Source organism: Tsukamurella pseudospumae, from assembly GCF_001575195.1.
GTDB lineage: Bacteria > Actinomycetota > Actinomycetes > Mycobacteriales > Mycobacteriaceae > Tsukamurella > Tsukamurella pseudospumae.
The window spans coordinates 238307-256783 of record NZ_LSRF01000057.1; the positions used below are offsets into that span (position 1 = coordinate 238307).

Sequence of the window (18477 nt, forward strand, 5' to 3'; positions counted from 1 at the left end):
ACGGGGTCTAACGCCCCGCCACGGTGCAGATGCAGGCGTGGTTGCCCTGGGTGTCGGCGAGCACCCAGAACGACGGTGCGCGTTCGTCGGACACCAGCCGGCCACCCGCCGCGAGCGCGGCGTCGATGCGGTCGCGGGCCTCGCGGGGGTCGACCCACACGTCGAGGTGGAAGCGCTGGCGCGGTACGTCGTGCGGCTCGGTGCGTTGGAACCACAGCACCGCGTCCGCGCCGTGGGCGCGGACCTCGAGATCGCCGTCGTCGTCCTGGATCTCGGCGCCCAGGAGCGCCGACCAGAACGGTGCGATCTCGGCGGCGTCCGCGGTGTCGAGGCAGAGCTCGACCACCGACAGCTCCCCGGGGCTCGCGCTGATCGAGCGATCGCGGGCGATCTCCGAGAATCGTGCGGCGAGCCGATGATCGCGATCGGTGACGCCGCCCGCGTCGTGGCTGTACAGCAGCACGTCGACGGTGCCGTACCGCAAGGTGAGGTCGGTGTGGTGATTGGCGGCCTCCGCCTCGGCGGCGAAGGCCGTGACCAACTCGAGGCCGGCGGCGAAGTCGCGGGTGCGGAACCGGGCGTGCAGGCCGCGGACGAGCGGCGCCCAGTCGGGAAGGGGATCGGTGTTCTCGCTCATGCCCTTCATAGTGCGCCGGACGTCCGACAGGTTCACGGAATCCGTCGAGCTCGACCGGCTCGGACTCAGCCGATGTCGGCGATGTCGACGATCGCGTCCACGACGGCCTGCGGGGCGTCGAGGGCGACGAAGGTGCGGGCACCGTCGACCTCGACGAAGCGGACGCCGCCCGGCCGGTCGTCGCCGAACGCGGCCGCGAGCCGCCGCCCCAGCGCGGGGGTGAAGGACCGGTCCGCCGTTCCCCACACGAGGGTGACGGGGCCGGGGAAGTCGCGCATCGTCGGTGTGATCCGGGCCAGCTCGGCCGGATCGATGGCTCGCAGCAGCGCCACGAGGTCCGCGCGGATCTTCGCCGCGACCTGTGCCGGACGGACCCATGACGCCGTGAGCTCCGGATCGGGTTCGGTGAGCAGCAGCCCGAATCCGAGCGGCGAGTGCCGGAGGGCGACAGCCCGCATCGTCGCCATCAGCGGCTGCAGCAGCGGGCGGCGGCGGAGCAGTGCGAAGAGGGCCGAGAAGGGTTGCGGCGGAAACACGTCGAAGGCGTCGCAGTCCGTGAGCACCACCCGGCTGACGAGCTCGGGACGTTCGTGCAGCAGGTACTGGCAGATCGCGCCGCCCGTGTCGTTGCCGACCAGCGTGCAGCCCTCGATGCCCCGGTCCTCGATGAAGTCGGCGACCATCCGGGCGACCCCGCGCGGACCGTCGGTGACGGCGTCCGGGCAGGCGATCCGGTGCGAGCCCAGTGGCCAGGTCGCCGACCAGCAGCGGTGCCCCGCTGCGCCGAGGGAGCCCGCCACCCGGTCCCACAACTGCATGTCGACGAGCACGCCGTGCACGAACAGGACGGGCGGTCGATCGGTGGTCTCGGGGCCGTACACCTGGAAGTCGACGGTGCCGGACGGGAGCGAGGCGAGGCTCATGCCGCCACCCCCGACGGTGCCGCAGAGGCGCGCCCGGCGAGTCCCTGACCGGCGCGGGTCTCCCGCAGGTAGAGGTACAGCGGCAGCGACAGGGACAACCCGACGAGGCACGTCGCCGGGACCACGAGCCACCAGCGGCGGACGCCGACCCGCTGTGCGTCGGTCGACGACCACACGAGGAACACGACGATCGAGAGCAGGACGTCGGCGGTGAAGCCGGCCGCAGCGCCGCCCCGGAACAGGCTCGTCACGAACAAGGGGAGGTCGAGGCCCTCGGCGGCGAAGAATCCGCCGAAGAAGACCCACGGCACCACGGTGCCGACGACCATCATGACCAGGTAGAACCACCGCATGGCACACCCTTCGGAAAGTCCGGCTAAGGTCTGAGCGTAGTTGCGAACACTCGGTGTGAAAGTTACGTGCACTCTGTATGGAAGTCAATGGTGGGGAACCGGCCGGTCGCCGGACGCAGGCCGAACGGACGGCCGCGACCCGGGCCGCGCTGATCACCGCCGCGCGCGACCTGTTCGCCGAGCACGGTTACGCGGGCGTGGGTACGCAGGCGATCGTCGACGGTGCCGGCGTGACCCGCGGCGCGCTGTACCACCAGTTCGGCGACAAGCGCGGACTGTTCGAGGCCGTCTTCGACGCGGTGGAGGAGGAGACGATCGGCGGGGCGGCGCGGGCGGTCCTCGAGGCGGGCGACCTGGATCCCGTCGAGACGATGCTGCTCGCGGTCGACACCTACATGGCGGCGATCGCGGCGCCCGGCATCACGCGGATCACGATGATCGACGCGCCCGCCGTGCTGGGGTGGGACGGCTGGCGCGCCCGCGGTGAGAAGTACGGGCTCGCGGTGATCGAGGCGCTCGTCGCGGACGCGATCGGGAAGGGGCACATGGCGCCGCAACCCACGCGTCCTCTCGCCCACGTGATCCTCGGCATGCTCGACGAATCCGCGCTGTACATCACCCGCGCCGACGAGCCGGACTCCGCGCTGGCCGAGATCCGCGCCGTGATCGCGCAGTTCGTCCGGTCGATGATGCTGCCCGCGGGGCGCGGCGGTACGCCCGATCCTGCGCCCGCTGATTCGAGTCCGACGCCATCGAGGCGGTAACCTGCAGGTATGCACGTGCTCGCCCTGGACACCGCCACGCCGGCGCTCACGGTGGGCATCGTCGACACCGATTCCGGCATCGTCCTCGCCCGCCGCGATCGCGTGCACGCCCGCGGCCACGCCGAGGTCCTCGTGCCGTACCTGCTCGAATGTCTGGCGGAGGCGGGGCTCCGCCGGGAGGACCTGGGCGCGGTCGTCGTGGGCTGCGGTCCCGGCCCGTTCACCGGCCTGCGCGTGGGCATGGCCACCGGCGCCGCGTTCGGCGATGCCCTCGGCATCCCGGTGCACGGTGTCTGCAGCCTCGACGCGATAGCGCACGGCGAGGAGGGCGACGTGGTCGTCGTGACCGACGCTCGCCGCAAAGAGGTCTACTGGGCCCGGTACTCCGACGGTGCCCGCGTCGAGGGTCCCGGGGTCGTCAAGCCCGCCGAGCTGAACACCGACGGGGCCCGCATCGTCGAGGGATCGCCCGACCCGGCGAGCCTCGTCGCCGTCGCGGAGGCCCTGTTCGGTACCGATCCGCAGGCCCTCGTGCCGCTGTACCTGCGTCGCCCCGACGCCGTCGAAACGGCAGCGCGTGCCTGACATCGCGATCGGGTCCCTGCGTCCCGACGAGGCCGAGCGGTGCGCCGAACTGGAGACGATCCTGTTCGACGGCGACAGCCCGTGGCCCGCTTCGGCGTTCGTGCCCGAGCGGCACACCCGGTTGTTCGCCGCGCGGGACGACGGGCGTCTGGTCGGCTACGCCGGGATCGGGCTGCTGGGCAACAGTTTCTTCCCGGAGTCCGAGGTCCTCACCATCGGCGTCGACCCGGCGTACCAGGGGCGCGGGGTGGGCTACGCGCTGCTGTGCACCCTGCTCGACGAGGCCGACCGGCACGGCGGCGCGGTCTTCCTGGAGGTTCGCACCGACAACGATCCGGCCCGGACCCTGTACGAGCGCAACGGATTCGTCACCGTCGGGGTGCGGAAGAACTACTACCGTCCCTCCGGGGCGGATGCGTACACGATGAAGCGGGAAGCGCAGGAACAGCGATGATCGTCATGGGCATCGAGAGCTCGTGCGACGAGACGGGCGTCGGCATCGTCGACTGGGATCCGGAGTCGAAGACGGCGCGACTGCTCGCCGACGAGGTCGCATCCTCGCAGGACGAGCACGCCCGGTACGGGGGAGTGGTGCCCGAGGTCGCTTCCCGCGCCCACCTCGAGGCGGTCGTCCCGACGATGCGCCGTGCCCTGGCCGCCGCGAACATCGACCGTCCGGACGCCCTCGCCGTCACGATCGGCCCCGGCCTCGCCGGCGCGCTGCTCGTGGGCGTCGCCGCCGCGAAAGCCTATGCGGCGGCGTGGGACATCCCCTTCTACGGCCTCAACCACCTCGGCGGGCACGTGGCCGTCGACACCCTCGAACACGGCCCGATGCCGCCGTGCGTGGCGCTGCTCGTGTCGGGCGGCCACACCCACCTCCTGCACGTTACCGACCTGGGTGCCCCGATCGCCGAGCTGGGGACCACCGTCGACGATGCCGCGGGGGAGGCCTTCGACAAGGTCGCGCGGCTGTTGGGGCTCGGCTACCCGGGCGGGCCCGTCATCGACGAGCTCGCACGCCAGGGTGATCCGAAGGCCATCCGTTTCCCGCGCGCCATGACCCGGCAGCAGGACGCGCGGTACGACTTCTCGTTCAGCGGGCTCAAGACGGCCGTCGCGCGGCACGTCGAGGCGGAGAACGCCGCCGGCCGCGCGCTGAACGTGTCGGACATCGCCGCCTCCTTCCAAGAAGCGGTCGCGGACGTGTTGACCTTCAAGGCGATCCGCGCGGTGCAGGACACGGGCGTGGATACGATGGTGCTGGGCGGCGGCGCCACCGCGAACTCCCGCATCCGGTCGCTGGCTCAGGAGCGGTGCGACGCAGCGGGAATCGAGCTGCGCGTCCCGAGGCCGCGATTGTGCACCGATAACGGCGTGATGATCGCGACCCTCGGCGCACACGTCATCGACGCGGACCCGACGCCCACCGACCTCGGCGCCGCGACCGATCCGGGGCTGTCGGTCACCCGGACGAAGCTGTAGCGCGCGCCGCCAGCGCCGCGTTCAGGGCGGTCAGCCCGCCGATGAGGGCCTCGCGGTCGGCCTCGTCGAGGTCGCCGAGGATCTCGCCGATTCCGCGCAGCTTGATCTCCCGGTCGCGCAGGTACGCGGCCTGCCCCGCCGCCGTCGGGCGGATGCGTTTCGGACCGGAGACGGCGCCGTCGGCCTCGAGCAGCCCGTGCTCGATGGCCTTGTTGACCTGGCGGTTCACGGTCGACTGCTCGAGCTCGAGCTCGGTGGCGATCTCCTTGAGGGTGCGCGGGCCGGTGTAGTCGAGGAGGAGCAGCACGTGGTAGGCGGAGCGGTCCAGGTGCAGTTCCATCGACCGCGGTCGCGCGCGCATGTGCTGGCCGAGCGCGTTGATCTCGCGCTCGAGCCTGCGGGCCGCGTCGTCCATGGGTCCTCCCTCGGGTCTGCACCGGTGCGCTGATTCTGTCAGCACGGCGGAATGTCCGTGTTGCACCGCATGCTCACGGGGCATACAGTTGCAGTGTTCAACGATATGTATGTTACACACATTCGTTCAGTCTTCAGAGAGGCGGTCCTCGTGACCAGCACCGTTACTGCGCCGGGCGATTCCGGTGCGCTCGCACCCGGCGCCTCGCGCCGGAATCATCCCTTGGTGACCGTCGTCATCCTGTGCTTCGGCGGCATGGTCGCCGCGCTCATGCAGTCGCTGGTGATCCCGATCCAGCCCGAGCTGCCGCAGCTGCTCAACACCTCGTCGGCCAATGCCTCGTGGGTCATCACGGCCACGCTGCTCGCGGCCGCCGTCGCCATGCCGATCGGCGGACGCCTCGCCGACATGATCGGCAAGCGCCGTGTGCTGGTGCTCAGTGCCGTACTGCTCGTCGCCGGCTCGCTCGCCGCGGCGCTGTCCACCGGGCTCGTGCTCATGCTCGTCGGCCGCGTGCTGCAGGGCCTGGCGATGGCCTTCATCCCCGTCGGCATCTCGATGATGCGTGAGGTCACGCCGCCGTCGATGACCGCGACCGCGGTCGCCGCGATGAGCGCGACCCTCGGCGTCGGCGGCGCCATCGGCCTCCCGCTGTCCGCGTGGATCGCGCAGACCTACGACTGGCACATGCTGTTCTGGGTCTCGACGGTGCTCGCCGGGCTCATCCTCGCCGCCGTCCTGTTCGTCCTGCCCGACGGTGCCCCCGGCGTCGGTGGGCGCATCGACGTCATCGGCTCGATCGGTCTGGCCGTCGGCCTCGTCGCCACCCTCGTGGCCGTCACCAAGGGCAACGACTGGGGCTGGACCTCGGGCTCGACCCTCGGGCTGCTGATCGGCGGTCTCGCCGTGCTCGTCGCGTGGGGATTCTTCGAACTGCGCCACGCGGATCCGCTCGTCGACCTGCGTACGTCCGCGCGGCCGCGCGTGCTGATCACCAACATCGCGACCGTGACCATCGGCTTCGGCATGATGGCGATGATGCTGTGCGTGCCGCAGATCATGGAGTTCCCCACGGCCACCGGCTTCGGGCTCGGCAAGAGCATGCTCGAGGCGGGCCTCTGGATGATGCCCGGTGGCATCATGATGATGATGATCTTCGCGCCCGTGTCGAGCATCCTCATCAAGAAGGTCGGTCCCGCGGTCACCCTTGCGATCGGCGCCTTCGTCGTGGCCGGCGGCTACGTGCTCGCCTTCTTCCTCATGGACGCGGCCTGGAAGCTCTCGCTCGCGTCGATCGTCGGCACCGTCGGCGTCGCGATCGCCTACGCCGCCATGCCGACGATCATCATGACCTCGGTCCCGCAGAGCGAGACGGGCGCCGCGATCGGCCTGAACGCGTTGATGCGCTCGCTGGGCACCACGATCTGCTCCGCGGTCGCCGCCGCGATCATCTCGTCGAAGTCGGTGACGATGGCCGGGCACGTCATCCCCACGCAGGGCGCGTTCGAGACGATCTTCGTGGTCGCCGCGGTCGCTGCGCTGCTGGCCGGCGTCATCGCCCTGATGATCCCGAAGCCGAAGGTCGCCGAGGCCTCGGAGTAGCCGCGCTTCGGTCGACGCGGGGCCGGTCGTGTGGCGGCGCCGCCTACCCGACGGTGCCGCGCCAGCGCAGCGGTGGCGCCCCGAAGCGTCGGTGGAAGGCGCGGCTGAACCCGGCCTCGGAGGCGTAACCGACGGCGGCTCCGATCTCGCCCACCGGAGAATCGGTGTCGCGCAGTAGCTCCGCCGCTCGATCGAGCCGCTGCGCGGTGACGTACGCCGCCGGCGGCACGCCGAGCAAGCGGGTGAACCGCGCCGCCAACGCGGACCGGGACAGCGCGGCGACGCGCGCGAGTTCGTCGATGCTCCAGGGGTGTTCGGGATGATCGTGCACCGCCGTGAGCACGGGACCGAGCCTCGGATCCATCGCCGCGGTGAGCCATCCGGGTGCGGCTTCGGCCTCGGCCGCCCATCGGCGCAGGGCGTGGATGAACAGCAGGTCGAGGATCCGCGCCGCCATCACATCGCTCCCCGGGCTCGGTGAATCGGTCTCGCGGAGCAACAGTTCCAGGCTGGTGCGCAGCCACTGCGCGTCCGGTGCGGCGCCGGCGCAGTGGATGACGGGCGGGAGCACGGCGAGCACGGCGTCGGCGACGGCATGGTCCGCCGTGAACTCGCCGGTCACCCATTCGGCGCCTGCCGGCCCGGACAGTACGTGCTCGTCGCCGCGCGGCAGGAGGGCCATGTCGGACGGGGCGAGCGGCACCGTCGTACCGCCGACGTGCACCGCCATGCCGGGGGAGACGGCGAGATGCGCGACCCGGCGGTCCGCGACGCGCAGCACGACCGGTACGGTCGCGCTCCCGCGCCGGACGCGACCGCCGCGCAGACGCACCGCGCGCAGGAGCACGCTCAGCGCGTCCGGCGGATCATCGGGACGATCGGCAAAGAAAGAGGGTGAATCAGGCATGGGAATTGACTCCGCATCCTTCTAGCGTGGACAGGGCAAGGATAGGTCACAGCACACGAAAGGTCACGAGCGATGACGGAGAAGCCCACGATCGTCCTGGTCCACGGATTCTGGGGCGGTGCGGCCCACTGGGGTGAGCTCATCGTCGAGTTGCGGCGGCGCGGCTACCCCGAGCTGCGAGCGGTGGAGAACCCGCTCACCTCACTCGCCGACGATGCGGAGCGCACTCGGCGGATGGTGGCCCAGGTGCGGGGGCCCGTCCTGCTCGTCGGACACTCCTACGGCGGCGCGGTGATCACCGAGGCCGGGAACCATCCCGATGTCGTGGGGCTGGTGTACATCGCCGCGTTCGCCCCCGACGCGGGCGAGAGCCCCGGCGCGATCACCGAGCAGCATCCGCCCGCGGCGTTCGACGCGATCGCACCCGACTCCGACGGCTACCTGTGGATCGCGCAGGACCGGTTCCGCGACAGCTTCGCCCAGGATCTCGACGAGGACGCCGCGTTGGTGATGGCCGTGACCCAGAAGGCGCCGCTGGGGTCGACCTTCGGTGACGCCGTCACGGATCCGGCCTGGCGGCACCGGCCCAGTTGGTATCAGGTGTCCACGCAGGACCGGATGATCCACCCGGACAACGAGCGCCGCATGGCCGAGCGCATGGGAGCGCGTGAGGTGATCGAGCTCGAGGCGAGTCACGCCTCCCTGGCCTCGCACCCGCGGGAGATCGCGGACCTCATCGATCGGGCGGTCGCCGCACTGGCCGGCTGATCAGGCCTCGTCGCCGCACAGGTACTCGCGCATCTCGCACTCGGCCGACTCGGCGCGCAGCACGGCGCGCTGCGTCGGCCGAGCCGCGTCGTAGCGCTCGCGGCCGCTGTCGGTGATCGTGGTGAAGACGGACCGCCGGTCGCTCTCGCACATGCTGCGCACGGCCAGCCCGTCCTTCTCCAGGCGCGCGACCAGCCGGGACAGTGCGGACTGCGACAGGTGCACGTGCTCGGCCAGATCCGACATGCGGACCTTGCCGCCATCGGCTGCGCGGGCGCGGACCAGCTGCTCGAGGACCTCGAACTCCGACGAGGTCAGCTCGTGTGCCCCCAGCGCGCGGTCCAGCGCGCAGGTCATGCGCGCGTAGTCGCGCATCAGCCGGTGCCACTGCTCCGCCAACGCGTCGTCCGCGGGGGTGCAGGTGTTCGCGTGGACGGTCACGACGTCGCCTTTGACGCTCATGTCCGCAGTCTACACCGGACGCCCGCAAAATATTCCCCCGAAATATATGTAGACACATTCAATGCATGCGCATAGAGTTCCTCGGGTGACCACGACACACGAACCCCCGACAGCACCGTCGAACCCGGAACCCGCACCCGCGCACCACGTCACCACCGCCGGCGGCTGGACCTCCAAGACCTGGCTCCTGCTGCTCGTGCTCTGCGGGGCGCTGTTCCTCGACTCCCTCGACATCTCGATGGTCGGCGTGGCACTGCCGTCCATCAAGGCCGCGCTCGGCATGGACCCGTCCTCGCTGCAGTGGATCGTCTCCGGCTACGTGCTCGGCTACGGCGGCCTGCTGCTCCTCGGCGGGCGCGCCGCCGACCTCATCGGCCGTCGGCCCGTCTTCCTCGGCGCCGTCGCGGTCTTCGGCGTCGCCTCCGTGGCGACGGCATTCATCGACCTCCCCGCGGCCCTCATCGCGCTGCGCTTCATCAAGGGCGTCGCCGCGGCGTTCACCGTCCCCGCCGGGCTGTCGATCATCACCACGACCTTCGCCGAGGGCCCCGCGCGCAACAAGGCCTTCTCGATCTACACCGTCTGCGGCGCTTCGGGCTTCTCACTGGGCCTCGTCTTCGGCGGCCTGCTCACCGAGGTCTCGTACCGCCTGACCCTGCTCTTCCCCGGCCCGATCGCCCTCGCGCTACTCGTCCTGGGCTGGAAGGTCATCCCGCACACGGCACCGTCGGAGACCTTCTCCCTCAAGCGGTTCGACGTGGCCGGTGCGCTGACCTCGACCGGAGCCCTGCTCATCCTCGTGTACACGGTGGTCCAGGCGCCCCACCTGGGCTGGGCCTCGCCGACCGTACTCATCCTGTTCGCCGTGTCCGCACTGCTCGCCGTGGCATTCGTCGTGACCGAGGTCAAGCACCCGCATCCGCTGGTGCGGCTCGCGATCCTCAAGTCGGTCCGGCTCGTGCACGCCAACCTCGCCGGTTTCGTCATGTTCGGCGGGTACGCCGCCTTCCAGTTCCTGGTCACGCTGTACGTCCAGGACTCGCTGGGCTGGAGCCCCGTCGCCATGTCGTTGGCGTTCCTTCCCGCGGGACTGCTCGTGGTCGCGTCGGCGACCAAGATCGACGCGGTGCTCGACCGCGTGAACAGCACCGTCCTCGTCGCCGTCGGCCTGACCGCGTTCCTCGGCGCGTACGTCTGGTTCCTCCGGGCCGAGGCGGGGGCCAGCTACTGGCTGTTCCTGTTCCCGACGATCCTGCTGCTCGGCGTGGGCTTCGCCCTCACCTTCCCGGCGGTGAACTCGCAAGCCACCGAGGGAGTCTCCGACGACGAGCAGGGCCTTGCGTCCGGCCTGCTCAACACCTTCATCCAGGTCGGCGGCGCCGTGATGATGGCCGTCGTCACCGCGATCACCACCAGCGCCGGGACCGAGGCGCTGCCCGGCCACCTGCTGCCGGGCATGACCACCGCGATCGCCGTCGTCGTCGGGCTCACGCTCGTCGGCCTCGCCGGCACGGTATCGGTCCTCGCCCTGGCCCGCCCGGGCAGGTCCGACGGTGCGCCGGTCCCCGGCCCGGAGGTCCCGGCCGACGTTCGAGGCCCCGAGGTGGGAAGTACCGCCCGGGACTGAGTAGTCCTACGCTGCCGCGCCGCATCCCGGCGCGGCAGCGTAGGGGTATGCCTCAGATCATCGCGCAGACAGATCCCCGGATCGTCCGGCTCGCCACCGAACTCGACATCACCGTCAAGCGGCTGCAGTGGATGCAGGGCCAGCTCGGCGCGCTGCAGCAGCCGTCCGTCGGGCCCGTGCTCATCTCACAGGCGCACCGCCCCGCCGCGCACCGTCCGGCTCCGCGGGTTCCCGCGCCGCACCCCCGGCCCGCGCCACCCGCCCCGACACCCTTCCATCCGGCGAACGTCCGGCGGGCCCCCTTCGCGCCCGCGTCCTTCAGCCCGGTGCCCGCGCCGAACCGCCCGGACCGGAAGGCCGCCTTCACAGTGGCCCGCGTGCTCGCCGGGGCCGGCGTGCTGGTCACCCTCATCGGCGTCGCTCTGCTCCTCGTGCTCGCCGCTCAGGCGGGGCTCCTCGGGCCCGCGGTCCGGGTCGGTCTCGGGACCGCGCTCGCAGGAGGACTGCTCGGGGCCGCCCTCTGGCTGCACGCGCGGCCCGGTGGGCGCCTCGGCGCCGCCGCGCTCGCCGCGACCGGCATCGCCGCCGCCTACCTCGACGTCGTCGCCGTCACGGGGATCTACCACTGGGTCCACCCGGTCGCCGGCCTCGCGGGCTCCGGCCTGATCGCGCTCGCCGGGCTCGCCCTGGCCTCGCGCTGGCGCAGTCAATGGCTCGGGATCGCGCTCTTCGCCCCGATCTACGTGCTCGCGCCGCCGCTCGCCGACAACGCCTACCTGCTCGGCGGATTCGTCCTCATCCTCGCCATCGCCTCGATCGGCGTCGCCCGACCCGCGGCGTGGCCGTGGCTGCACGTCGTGCGCTCGGTCGGCACGTCCGGCACCTTCGCGGTCCTCGCCCTCGCGGCCGGAACGGCCGACTCCCTGCCCGTCCTCGGCGGCGCGGTGCTCGCCGCGGTCGTCGGGCTGCTCGCCGCCGCGGACCCCGCCGCTCGGGCCGGACGGTGCTGGCCGCTCGTCTCCGCCGGCATCGTCGCGGCGCTGCCGGTGCTCTTCGCCGAGATCGGCGCGCCCGACTGGGCCGCGGCGGTCGCCGCCCTCGCGCTGGTCGCATCGACCGTCGCGCTCGGCCTCCTGCCCGGCACCGCACCGTCGGTGCGCGGCACGTGGTTCGGCGTCGCGGCGTTCTCCGCCCTCATCGGGTCCGTCGTCGCCGTGCCCGGTCCGTGGCTCGCCGCCGTCGTCCTGGGTCTCGGCGCCGGCGCGCTCGTGGCGGCCCGCCGCGAACCGTCGGCCTGCTGGGCGGGCGTCGGGCTCGGCGCAGTGGGGCTGCTCGTGGCGCTGGGCCGGTTCGGCTCGACGGTGACCCGCCTCGACCCCGTCGCGCCGGCGTCGGGGAGCGCGGCGGCGATCGCGACATCGGCCCTCGCGGTGGCCCTCGCCGTCTCGGCCGTGTGGCGCCTGCTGCCGCTGGTGCCCACGGAGGCCCGTGCGGTGATCGGCGTGACCGGCGGCGGGGCGGCCCTCGGAGCCGCGACCGCGCTGCTGGCCAATCTCGGCTCCGCGCTGGGCGGTACCGAGGGGATGCTGTGGGGCCACGGCATCGCGACCGTCGCGTGGATGGCGACCGGCGCCTACCTGCTGCTGCAGCGCCGCACGCCGCGAGGAACGGTGTCGACCGTGGCGGGGCCGACGATGATCGGCGGGGCCGTCGCCAAGCTCTTCCTCTTCGACCTGGCCGCCCTCGACGGCGCCGTCCGCGTCGCCGCGTTCCTCGTGGTCGGGGTGGGCCTCCTCGCGGTCGGTGCGGTCCATGCCGCGCGCAGTCAGTCCCGCCCTTGAAGTGCTAGCACTCCCATGGGTAGAGTGCTAAGTGGTTCGTGTGTGCGGGACACCCCGCGCACACAAGGTGACGCCGGCACCCGCGACGACGGCTGTGACTTTCGGGCCAGACAACATGACACCGAACATCCATACATGGAGGCGAACTGTGGCAAGCGTGAACATCAAGCCGCTTGACGACAAGATCCTGGTCAAGGCCACCGAGGCCGAGACCACCACCGCGTCGGGCCTGGTCATTCCGGACACCGCCAAGGAGAAGCCGCAGACCGGCACCGTCGTCGCCGTGGGCGAGGGCCGCGTGACCGAGCAGGGCAACCGGGTCCCGACCGGCATCAACGAGGGCGACACCGTGCTGTTCAGCAAGTACGGCGGCACCGAGTTCAACTACAACGGCGAGGAGTACCTCGTGCTCAGCTCGCGCGACGTCCTCGCCGTCATCGGCAAGTAGTCGGCCGCACACGTGCGAAGTCCGGACCGCCCCGCCCGAAGCTGAGGCGGGGCGGTCCGGCTTTTCCACCAGAGCCTTAGGAGCTTTGAAACATGGCTAAGCAGATCGCATTCGACGAGAACGCACGCCGCAGCCTGGAAGCCGGCATCGATGAGCTCGCCGACGCCGTCAAGGTGACCCTCGGCCCCCGCGGCCGGCACGTGGTGCTCGCCAAGGCCTTCGGCGGCCCCGTCGTCACCAACGACGGTGTGACCATCGCCAAGGAGATCGAGCTGGAGGACCCGGTCGAGAACCTGGGCGCCCAGCTGGTCAAGTCCGTCGCGACCAAGACCAACGACATCGCCGGCGACGGCACGACGACCGCCACCGTGCTCGCGCAGGCGATCGTCAAGGAGGGCCTGCGCAACGTCGCGGCCGGCGCCAACCCGATCGAGTTCGGCAAGGGCATCGGCGCGGCTGCGGACAAGGCCGCCGACATCCTCGTCTCGCAGGCCACTCCGGTGGACGGCGAGAAGGCGATCGCGCAGGTCGCGACCGTCAGCTCGCGCGACGAGGAGCTGGGCGCGATGATCGGCTCGGCGATGGGCAAGGTCGGCGCCGACGGCGTCGTCACCGTCGAGGAGAGCTCGGGCGTGGAGACCGACGTGGTCGTCACCGAGGGCGTGCAGTTCGACAAGGGCTACATCTCCCCGAACTTCGTCACGGACCTCGAGGAGCGCAAGGTCGTCTTCGACGACGCCCTCGTGCTGCTCTACCGCGACAAGATCACCTCGCTGCCCGACTTCCTGCCGTTGCTCGAGAAGATCCTCGAGACCGGCAAGCCGGTGCTCATCGTCGCCGAGGACGTCGAGGGCGAGCCGCTCTCGACTCTGGTCCTCAACACCCTGCGCAAGACCATCCGCGCCGTCGCCGTGAAGGCGCCCTTCTTCGGTGATCGCCGCAAGGCCTTCCTCGAGGACCTCGCCATCGTCACGGGCGGCACCGTCATCAACACCGACCTGGGCCTCTCGCTGGCCACGGCCGGCGTCGACCTGCTGGGCAGCGCCCGGCGCGTCGAGGTGACCAAGGACTCGACCACCATCGTCGACGGTGCCGGGTCCAAGGAGGACGTGCAGCAGCGGACCGCGCAGATCAAGGCCGAGATCGAGAACAGCGACTCCGACTGGGACCGCGAGAAGCTCTCCGAGCGCCTCGCGAAGCTGGCCGGTGGCGTCGCGGTGATCCGCGTCGGTGCGCACACCGAGACCGAGCTCAAGGAGCGCAAGCACCGCGTCGAGGACGCCGTGTCCGCTGCTCGTGCCGCGGTCGAGGAGGGCATCGTGTCCGGCGGCGGCACCGCGCTGGTCAAGGTCAGCGCGCAGCTGGCCGACCTCGAGGACGGCAGCGAGGGCGACTTCCAGCTGGGCGTGCGCGCGTTCCGTCGCGCACTGACGTCCCCGCTGTTCTGGATCGCCACCAACGCGGGCGCGGACGGCGCCGTCATCGTCAACCGGGTCACCGAGACGGGGGAGGGCTTCAACGCCGCCACCCTGCAGTTCGGCGACCTCATCGCCGACGGCGTCATCGACCCGGTGAAGGTCACCCGCAGCGCCGTGGTGAACGCCGCGTCGGTCGCCCGGATGATCCTCACCACCGAGGCCACCGTCGTCGACAAGCCGGCGGAGGAGCCCGAGGACGCGCACGCGGGACACTCCCACTAGGAGGATCCCCAGCGCGACCGGCACGAACGCGGAGCGCCCCCGACCGGAAGGTCGGGGGCGCTCCGTCGTCGGGGCTAGCCTGCGATGCGGCTCGTCTTGACGCGCGCCTTGGACGCCAGCGCGGCGCGCTCGGACTCGGACAGGCCGCCCCAGATGCCGTAGGGCTCCGCGACCGCGATCGCGTGCGCGCGGCACTGCGTCAGCACGGGACAGGTGCGGCACAGTTCCTTCGCGCGCCGTTCGCGCTGCGCGCGCGCCCGGCCCCGCTCGCCGTCGGGGTGGAAGAACACCGAGCTGTCGACGCCGCGGCACACGCCGTGCATCTGCCAGTCCCAGAAATCCGCGTTGGGACCGGGGAGCTCGTTGGGTTGAGGCATGCGCATTCTCCAAACACTCGGCGATCTCGCTGGCGTGGAAACGTCGTTGTTCCTCTCGCTCGTTCACCGTATGCAGTTCGCTAGACGAAGGTCAACCCGCTGCGGGCGATTGCGGGGCGGCTTCGGTCACCGTGAGAATTAACGTTGCGTTCATTCATTCCGGGGTATATGGACCAGTGTTGCGTCCGTGACCCTCGGGAGTGCGGTGGCGGTCGTCGCAGGTGAACGTGCATTGTGCGGCCCAACGAGCTATGACCTGCGGTCGCGGCGACATGGAAGACGCCCGGCAAACGCTTTACAAGCCGGTAACATTAGCGCCCGTGTGCGACCGTTCGACACCATTGTCGCTGCTGCAAATTGTGGAAGGTTAAATCTTTGGAAACTGGACATGAGGATCCGGCGACCGTCTCTGCGGAGGGTCTGCTCGCGGCGGCGTTCGGGGCGACGGCGGGAGTGCCGGGTCCCGCGGACTCGGCCGGTGGTCGGGTCTGGTTGCGCGCCGTCGCGCTCGCCGGGACGGGGCGGTTCGCGGCCGCCCGGGTGCTGACCGCGGGCGTGACCGCGGGGCCGTTCGCCGCGGCGGCGCGCTGCCTGGAGGGTTCCATGCTCCGGCAGTCCGGCGCGCACCGGGCCGCCGCGCTGCCCGACGGTGCCGCACTGAGCCTTGCGAGTTCAATCGATGGACAACCAGGATATGGTTTGTCGGTGGCGCTGACGGTCGATGCGACGGTGGGACTCGCTGCGGACGCTCTGGGTACCGGCCGGCACGCATTGAGCGCCCGCCTGCTCGCGCGCGCGGACGAGCATCTCCGTGCGGCTGGAGCTGCGGGTCCGCAACGGTCCGGTGCCGCCTCGTCGCGCGATCTCCCGTGGTGGACGGTGCCGCGCGCCCGGCTGCGACGCGAGTGGGTCGCGGCGGAGCTCGCCGTGTACACCGGGGACGCAGCGGCAGCGGCCGCGGCGATAGATCCCCTGTTGTCGGCCGACCCGGGGCCGACCGCGCCGCGGCACCATGCGAAGACGCTGCTCATCGCGGGTTCTGCGGCGATGGCGTCGGACGACCCGGACCGGGCGCGGGAACTCACGACGGAGGCGTACGGCGTCGCCACCTCGGAGGGGCTCGATCCTCTAAGGTGGGCCGGAGCGAAGATGTTGGTCGCGTTGTCGGAGGTGGGGCATGGGGAGGCGTTCGCGCGCGAGGCTGCGGCCGTGGAGGCGGACTGGATTCGCCATGGCGCGGGATTGGCACGGTTGTAACGGCAGGATGCAGGCTGGCGATGAATCTGACAGGTGAGGAGCTCGACCGGGCCGTGCGCGAGGCAGCGCGCGGCGACAGGTCCGCGCTCGCAGATGTTCTCGACACCATCCGACCCCTCGTCGTGCGGTACTGCCGCGCGCGGGTCGGTGGTGGCGAGCGTCACTCGCTGTCCGCTGAAGACATCGCGCAGGAGGTGTGCATGGCTGTGATGACGGCTCTGCCCCGGTACGAGGACCAGGGACGCCCGTTCATGGCGTTCGTGTACGGCATCGCCGCGCACAAGGTCGCGGACGGCTTCCGTGGCGCAGCGCGTAACAAATCCGACCCCGTCAGCGAGATCCCAGAGAGAGCGTCGCTGGACGGCGGGCCCGAAGGTCAGGCGCTCGCCACGGAGGCGAGCCGCGACATGGCCCGCCTGCTCAGCACGCTCCCGGAGAAACAGCGCGAGATCCTGATCCTCCGTGTGGTCGTCGGCCTGTCGGCCGAGGAGACCGCGGAGGCGGTGGGCGGTACCGCAGGTGCCGTCCGCGTCGCTCAGCACCGAGCGCTGTCCAAGCTGAAGAACCAGATCGCGAAAGAAGGTGAGAACTGACATGGCCGACGACACGAACAAGCCCGGGAACAACCAGGGGCGTTTCGATCCCCAGGACCCCGAGCGCACGGCCACTCACCGTCTGGGTCCGCCGATGCGCCCGATGCGCCCCGGTGGTCCCCGCGACTTCCGCGACGGCGACACCGGCTTCGTCGACCGCGTCACGGACGACGGTGCTCCCGTCGACGTGGCCGCGGTCCGGCGGGACGACGACCTGATCGAGGCCCTCGCCGCCGGCGGCGCCGTCACCACCGCGGATCAGACCGAGTTCACACTCGCATCGCTGCTCGCCGACTGGCGCGACGAGATCGTCACGACGCCGGTGCCCTCGGGCCCGTCGATCGACGAGATCGTCGCCGCCACCGGTGGCGGCCGACGGGGCCGTGGCATGCGCTCCGCGCGGCCCACCCGCCCCGTGCCGCCGCCCCCGGCGCCGCTCGTGGGCGGAACGCCGGACGGCGCGCCGGAGGCACCGTCGGGCGACGGTGACGTGACCGACATCGCGAACGCGCCGTCGCGGCGGAACCGCCGGTTCGGCCTGATCGCCGGTTCGGCTGCGGCCGCCGTGGCGATCATCGGCGGCGGTGGCGTGCTCGTGAACTCCGCCGACCCGGGCGACGGTGCGCTGTGGAGCGTCAAGGAGGTCGTGTTCTCGGACGCCGCCTCGCAGACGGTCGCCACGTCGGAGGCGAAGGCGCAGATCGCGAAGGCCGACGAGGAGATCAGCGGGAGCAATCAGGCGGCGGCGCAGACGGCGCTGGTCAGCGCCCGGCAGCAGGCCGCGAAGGTGAAGAACGCGAAGGACCGCGCCGCGCTCGAGGAGCGGATCCGGGCCGCGGAGGCGCGCGCCGGGCTGCCGGTCGGGTCGACCGACCTGCCCACGTCCGCGCCGTCGACGCCCTCGGCACCGCCCACCTCGCCCTCGACGGTGCCGACCACGCCGCCGACGACGGTGCCGTATCCGACGATCCTCGATACGCCGGTGCCGACCACGCGTCCGACCACACCGCGGCCGACGCCGACGCCGACGCATCCGACGACGACCGAGCCGACGACCACGGAACCGTCGACGACGGAGCCGACGGTGACCACGCCGCCGCCGACGGTCACCACGACGACGACCCCGCCGGCGACGACAACCACCACGACGCCGCCCCGGACGACGACCAACACGTCGACGGCCGCGGCGACGGAGACGACCACGGTGCTCCCTCCGGAGCTGTTCCCGCGGTAGTCCGTGACGACCACGAAGGCCCCCACCGTGCGGTGGGGGCCTTCGTCGGTTCGGGGGCCTATTCCTCGTTCGCGAGGTTCATCGCGGCGTCGGCGTAGCCGCGGCAGTAGTCCCAGGTGACGTACGCGTCGGGCGCGGGATCGTAGGCCGGCTCGTGGGGCCGGACGGTGCCGTCCACCAGCAGTTGCAGCAGGTTCGCGCGCAGCATGTCCCAGTCGTGGTAGTGATCCTCCTGGCAGTCGTCGCAGCAGATCACCAGGCCGCGGACGCCGCGATGGGCCAGGAGCGCCTCGTAGACCGACAGGTCCGCCAGGTCCTCCTCGACGGCGAGCCGCTCGGCGGGATCGAGGGGCTGGCCGGGATCGAGCGAGTCCAGAGCGGCCGTGGGGTCGCTCGGATCGTCGGCGAACGGGTCCGGCGGAAGGCCGGGGGGAAGATTGTTGCGCACGCCCCCACGGTACGCAGAAATGCCCTGTTCTGGCCAGTCACACGCGCTGTA

21 protein-coding genes are annotated in these 18477 nt (G+C 71.3%); 13 read left to right on the forward strand and 8 right to left on the reverse strand.

Features of this window, described 5'->3' with window-relative positions:
• Nucleotides 1–7 precede the first annotated feature (7 nt).
• The 3 genes from AXK60_RS18270 to AXK60_RS18280 all read right to left on the reverse strand — a co-directional run bounded on the left by AXK60_RS18270 (nt 8) and on the right by AXK60_RS18280 (nt 1913).
• Nucleotides 8–637, reverse strand: coding sequence for a VOC family protein (locus AXK60_RS18270; protein WP_068573455.1), 630 nt, complete (start codon nt 635–637; stop codon nt 8–10).
• A gap of 65 nt (nt 638–702) precedes the next feature.
• Entirely contained in the window at nt 703–1560 is an 858-nt protein-coding gene (locus AXK60_RS18275; RefSeq protein ID WP_068573347.1) for an alpha/beta fold hydrolase, read from the reverse strand.
• Nucleotides 1557–1913, reverse strand: a complete 357-nt coding sequence (locus AXK60_RS18280) for a DUF2834 domain-containing protein (protein WP_068573349.1) — start codon at nt 1911–1913, stop codon at nt 1557–1559. Before AXK60_RS18280 ends, AXK60_RS18275 begins: the two co-directional genes overlap by 4 nt.
• Before the next feature lie 77 nt (nt 1914–1990).
• Here AXK60_RS18280 and AXK60_RS18285 point away from each other — a divergent pair, with 77 nt between their 5' ends.
• Genes AXK60_RS18285 through tsaD form a run of 4 tightly spaced genes read left to right on the forward strand, consistent with a single transcriptional unit; the run spans nt 1991 to nt 4747 of the window.
• Complete coding sequence (locus AXK60_RS18285) at nt 1991–2677, forward strand: TetR/AcrR family transcriptional regulator (RefSeq protein ID WP_068573351.1); 687 nt, start codon at nt 1991–1993, stop codon at nt 2675–2677.
• Nucleotides 2678–2686: 9 nt separating this feature from the next.
• Complete coding sequence (gene tsaB / locus AXK60_RS18290) at nt 2687–3262, forward strand: tRNA (adenosine(37)-N6)-threonylcarbamoyltransferase complex dimerization subunit type 1 TsaB (protein ID WP_068573353.1); 576 nt, start codon at nt 2687–2689, stop codon at nt 3260–3262.
• Nucleotides 3255–3716: a ribosomal protein S18-alanine N-acetyltransferase gene (gene rimI / locus AXK60_RS18295; protein ID WP_068573355.1), complete on the forward strand. Its 462-nt coding sequence runs from the start codon at nt 3255–3257 to the stop codon at nt 3714–3716. Before tsaB ends, rimI begins: the two co-directional genes overlap by 8 nt.
• Nucleotides 3713–4747: a tRNA (adenosine(37)-N6)-threonylcarbamoyltransferase complex transferase subunit TsaD gene (gene tsaD, locus AXK60_RS18300; RefSeq protein ID WP_068573357.1), complete on the forward strand. Its 1035-nt coding sequence runs from the start codon at nt 3713–3715 to the stop codon at nt 4745–4747. The genes rimI and tsaD overlap by 4 nt, the downstream gene beginning before the upstream one ends.
• Here the strand turns inward: tsaD and AXK60_RS18305 are convergent.
• On the reverse strand, nt 4728–5162 hold the full coding sequence (locus AXK60_RS18305; RefSeq protein ID WP_068573358.1) for a MarR family winged helix-turn-helix transcriptional regulator: 435 nt from the start codon (nt 5160–5162) through the stop codon (nt 4728–4730). The genes tsaD and AXK60_RS18305 overlap by 20 nt on opposite strands.
• A gap of 105 nt (nt 5163–5267) precedes the next feature.
• Between AXK60_RS18305 and AXK60_RS18310 the strand changes: the two genes are divergently transcribed.
• Nucleotides 5268–6764, forward strand: coding sequence for an MFS transporter (locus AXK60_RS18310; protein ID WP_082778105.1), 1497 nt, complete (start codon nt 5268–5270; stop codon nt 6762–6764).
• A gap of 43 nt (nt 6765–6807) precedes the next feature.
• Here the strand turns inward: AXK60_RS18310 and AXK60_RS18315 are convergent, their stop codons facing one another.
• Nucleotides 6808–7671, reverse strand: a complete 864-nt coding sequence (locus AXK60_RS18315) for an AraC family transcriptional regulator (RefSeq protein WP_068573362.1) — start codon at nt 7669–7671, stop codon at nt 6808–6810.
• Nucleotides 7672–7743: 72 nt separating this feature from the next.
• On the opposite strand from AXK60_RS18315, the gene AXK60_RS18320 reads away from it, so the two are divergent.
• Nucleotides 7744–8439 carry an alpha/beta hydrolase gene (locus AXK60_RS18320; RefSeq protein WP_068573364.1) on the forward strand — a complete coding sequence of 232 codons (696 nt, stop codon included), beginning with the start codon at nt 7744–7746 and terminating at the stop codon, nt 8437–8439.
• On the opposite strand, the gene AXK60_RS18325 is transcribed toward AXK60_RS18320, so the two are convergent.
• Nucleotides 8440–8901, reverse strand: coding sequence for a MarR family winged helix-turn-helix transcriptional regulator (locus AXK60_RS18325; protein ID WP_068573366.1), 462 nt, complete (start codon nt 8899–8901; stop codon nt 8440–8442). It lies immediately after the preceding gene.
• A gap of 61 nt (nt 8902–8962) precedes the next feature.
• On the opposite strand from AXK60_RS18325, the gene AXK60_RS18330 reads away from it, so the two are divergent.
• The 4 genes from AXK60_RS18330 to groL all read left to right on the forward strand — a co-directional run bounded on the left by AXK60_RS18330 (nt 8963) and on the right by groL (nt 14517).
• A complete protein-coding gene (locus tag AXK60_RS18330; protein ID WP_082778106.1) occupies nt 8963–10528 on the forward strand; it encodes an MFS transporter in 1566 nt (521 codons plus the stop codon).
• Nucleotides 10529–10575: 47 nt separating this feature from the next.
• Nucleotides 10576–12369: a DUF2339 domain-containing protein gene (locus AXK60_RS18335; protein ID WP_068573368.1), complete on the forward strand. Its 1794-nt coding sequence runs from the start codon at nt 10576–10578 to the stop codon at nt 12367–12369.
• A 148-nt stretch (nt 12370–12517) separates the two neighbouring features.
• On the forward strand, nt 12518–12817 hold the full coding sequence (gene groES / locus AXK60_RS18340; protein ID WP_068573370.1) for a co-chaperone GroES: 300 nt from the start codon (nt 12518–12520) through the stop codon (nt 12815–12817).
• A gap of 92 nt (nt 12818–12909) precedes the next feature.
• A complete protein-coding gene (groL, locus tag AXK60_RS18345; protein WP_068573372.1) occupies nt 12910–14517 on the forward strand; it encodes a chaperonin GroEL in 1608 nt (535 codons plus the stop codon).
• 74 nt (nt 14518–14591) lie between these two features.
• On the opposite strand, the gene AXK60_RS18350 is transcribed toward groL, so the two are convergent.
• Nucleotides 14592–14894, reverse strand: coding sequence for a WhiB family transcriptional regulator (locus AXK60_RS18350; RefSeq protein WP_068573457.1), 303 nt, complete (start codon nt 14892–14894; stop codon nt 14592–14594).
• Nucleotides 14895–15269: 375 nt separating this feature from the next.
• On the opposite strand from AXK60_RS18350, the gene AXK60_RS18355 reads away from it, so the two are divergent.
• From AXK60_RS18355 to AXK60_RS18365, 3 genes are read left to right on the forward strand one after another with little or no spacing between them, the layout of a single operon-like run.
• The gene (locus AXK60_RS18355) at nt 15270–16151 is read left to right on the forward strand and encodes a hypothetical protein (protein ID WP_068573374.1); all 882 of its coding nucleotides are present in this window, start codon (nt 15270–15272) and stop codon (nt 16149–16151) included.
• A 20-nt stretch (nt 16152–16171) separates the two neighbouring features.
• The gene (locus AXK60_RS18360) at nt 16172–16744 is read left to right on the forward strand and encodes a sigma-70 family RNA polymerase sigma factor (RefSeq protein ID WP_068573376.1); all 573 of its coding nucleotides are present in this window, start codon (nt 16172–16174) and stop codon (nt 16742–16744) included.
• A 1-nt stretch (nt 16745) separates the two neighbouring features.
• Complete coding sequence (locus AXK60_RS18365; protein WP_068573378.1) at nt 16746–17978, forward strand: anti-sigma-D factor RsdA; 1233 nt, start codon at nt 16746–16748, stop codon at nt 17976–17978.
• 58 nt (nt 17979–18036) lie between these two features.
• On the opposite strand, the gene AXK60_RS18370 is transcribed toward AXK60_RS18365, so the two are convergent.
• The gene (locus AXK60_RS18370) at nt 18037–18426 is read right to left on the reverse strand and encodes a DUF5319 domain-containing protein (RefSeq protein ID WP_068522523.1); all 390 of its coding nucleotides are present in this window, start codon (nt 18424–18426) and stop codon (nt 18037–18039) included.
• Nucleotides 18427–18477: the final 51 nt, after the last annotated feature.

What these genes read in the sequence shown, in the direction of transcription:
- AXK60_RS18270 (WP_068573455.1), bottom strand. Translation starts at nt 637, where the DNA reads ATGAGCGAGAACACCGATCCCCTTCCCGACTGGGCGCCGCTCGTCCGC.
- AXK60_RS18275 (WP_068573347.1), bottom strand. Translation starts at nt 1,560, where the DNA reads ATGAGCCTCGCCTCGCTCCCGTCCGGCACCGTCGACTTCCAGGTGTAC.
- AXK60_RS18280 (WP_068573349.1), bottom strand. Translation starts at nt 1,913, where the DNA reads ATGCGGTGGTTCTACCTGGTCATGATGGTCGTCGGCACCGTGGTGCCG.
- AXK60_RS18285 (WP_068573351.1), top strand. Translation starts at nt 1,991, where the DNA reads ATGGAAGTCAATGGTGGGGAACCGGCCGGTCGCCGGACGCAGGCCGAA.
- tsaB (WP_068573353.1), top strand. Translation starts at nt 2,687, where the DNA reads ATGCACGTGCTCGCCCTGGACACCGCCACGCCGGCGCTCACGGTGGGC.
- tsaD (WP_068573357.1), top strand. Translation starts at nt 3,713, where the DNA reads ATGATCGTCATGGGCATCGAGAGCTCGTGCGACGAGACGGGCGTCGGC.
- AXK60_RS18305 (WP_068573358.1), bottom strand. Translation starts at nt 5,162, where the DNA reads ATGGACGACGCGGCCCGCAGGCTCGAGCGCGAGATCAACGCGCTCGGC.
- AXK60_RS18310 (WP_082778105.1), top strand. Translation starts at nt 5,268, where the DNA reads ATGTATGTTACACACATTCGTTCAGTCTTCAGAGAGGCGGTCCTCGTG.
- AXK60_RS18315 (WP_068573362.1), bottom strand. Translation starts at nt 7,671, where the DNA reads ATGCCTGATTCACCCTCTTTCTTTGCCGATCGTCCCGATGATCCGCCG.
- AXK60_RS18320 (WP_068573364.1), top strand. Translation starts at nt 7,744, where the DNA reads ATGACGGAGAAGCCCACGATCGTCCTGGTCCACGGATTCTGGGGCGGT.
- AXK60_RS18325 (WP_068573366.1), bottom strand. Translation starts at nt 8,901, where the DNA reads ATGAGCGTCAAAGGCGACGTCGTGACCGTCCACGCGAACACCTGCACC.
- AXK60_RS18330 (WP_082778106.1), top strand. Translation starts at nt 8,963, where the DNA reads ATGCATGCGCATAGAGTTCCTCGGGTGACCACGACACACGAACCCCCG.
- AXK60_RS18335 (WP_068573368.1), top strand. Translation starts at nt 10,576, where the DNA reads ATGCCTCAGATCATCGCGCAGACAGATCCCCGGATCGTCCGGCTCGCC.
- groL (WP_068573372.1), top strand. Translation starts at nt 12,910, where the DNA reads ATGGCTAAGCAGATCGCATTCGACGAGAACGCACGCCGCAGCCTGGAA.
- AXK60_RS18350 (WP_068573457.1), bottom strand. Translation starts at nt 14,894, where the DNA reads ATGCCTCAACCCAACGAGCTCCCCGGTCCCAACGCGGATTTCTGGGAC.
- AXK60_RS18360 (WP_068573376.1), top strand. Translation starts at nt 16,172, where the DNA reads ATGAATCTGACAGGTGAGGAGCTCGACCGGGCCGTGCGCGAGGCAGCG.
- AXK60_RS18365 (WP_068573378.1), top strand. Translation starts at nt 16,746, where the DNA reads ATGGCCGACGACACGAACAAGCCCGGGAACAACCAGGGGCGTTTCGAT.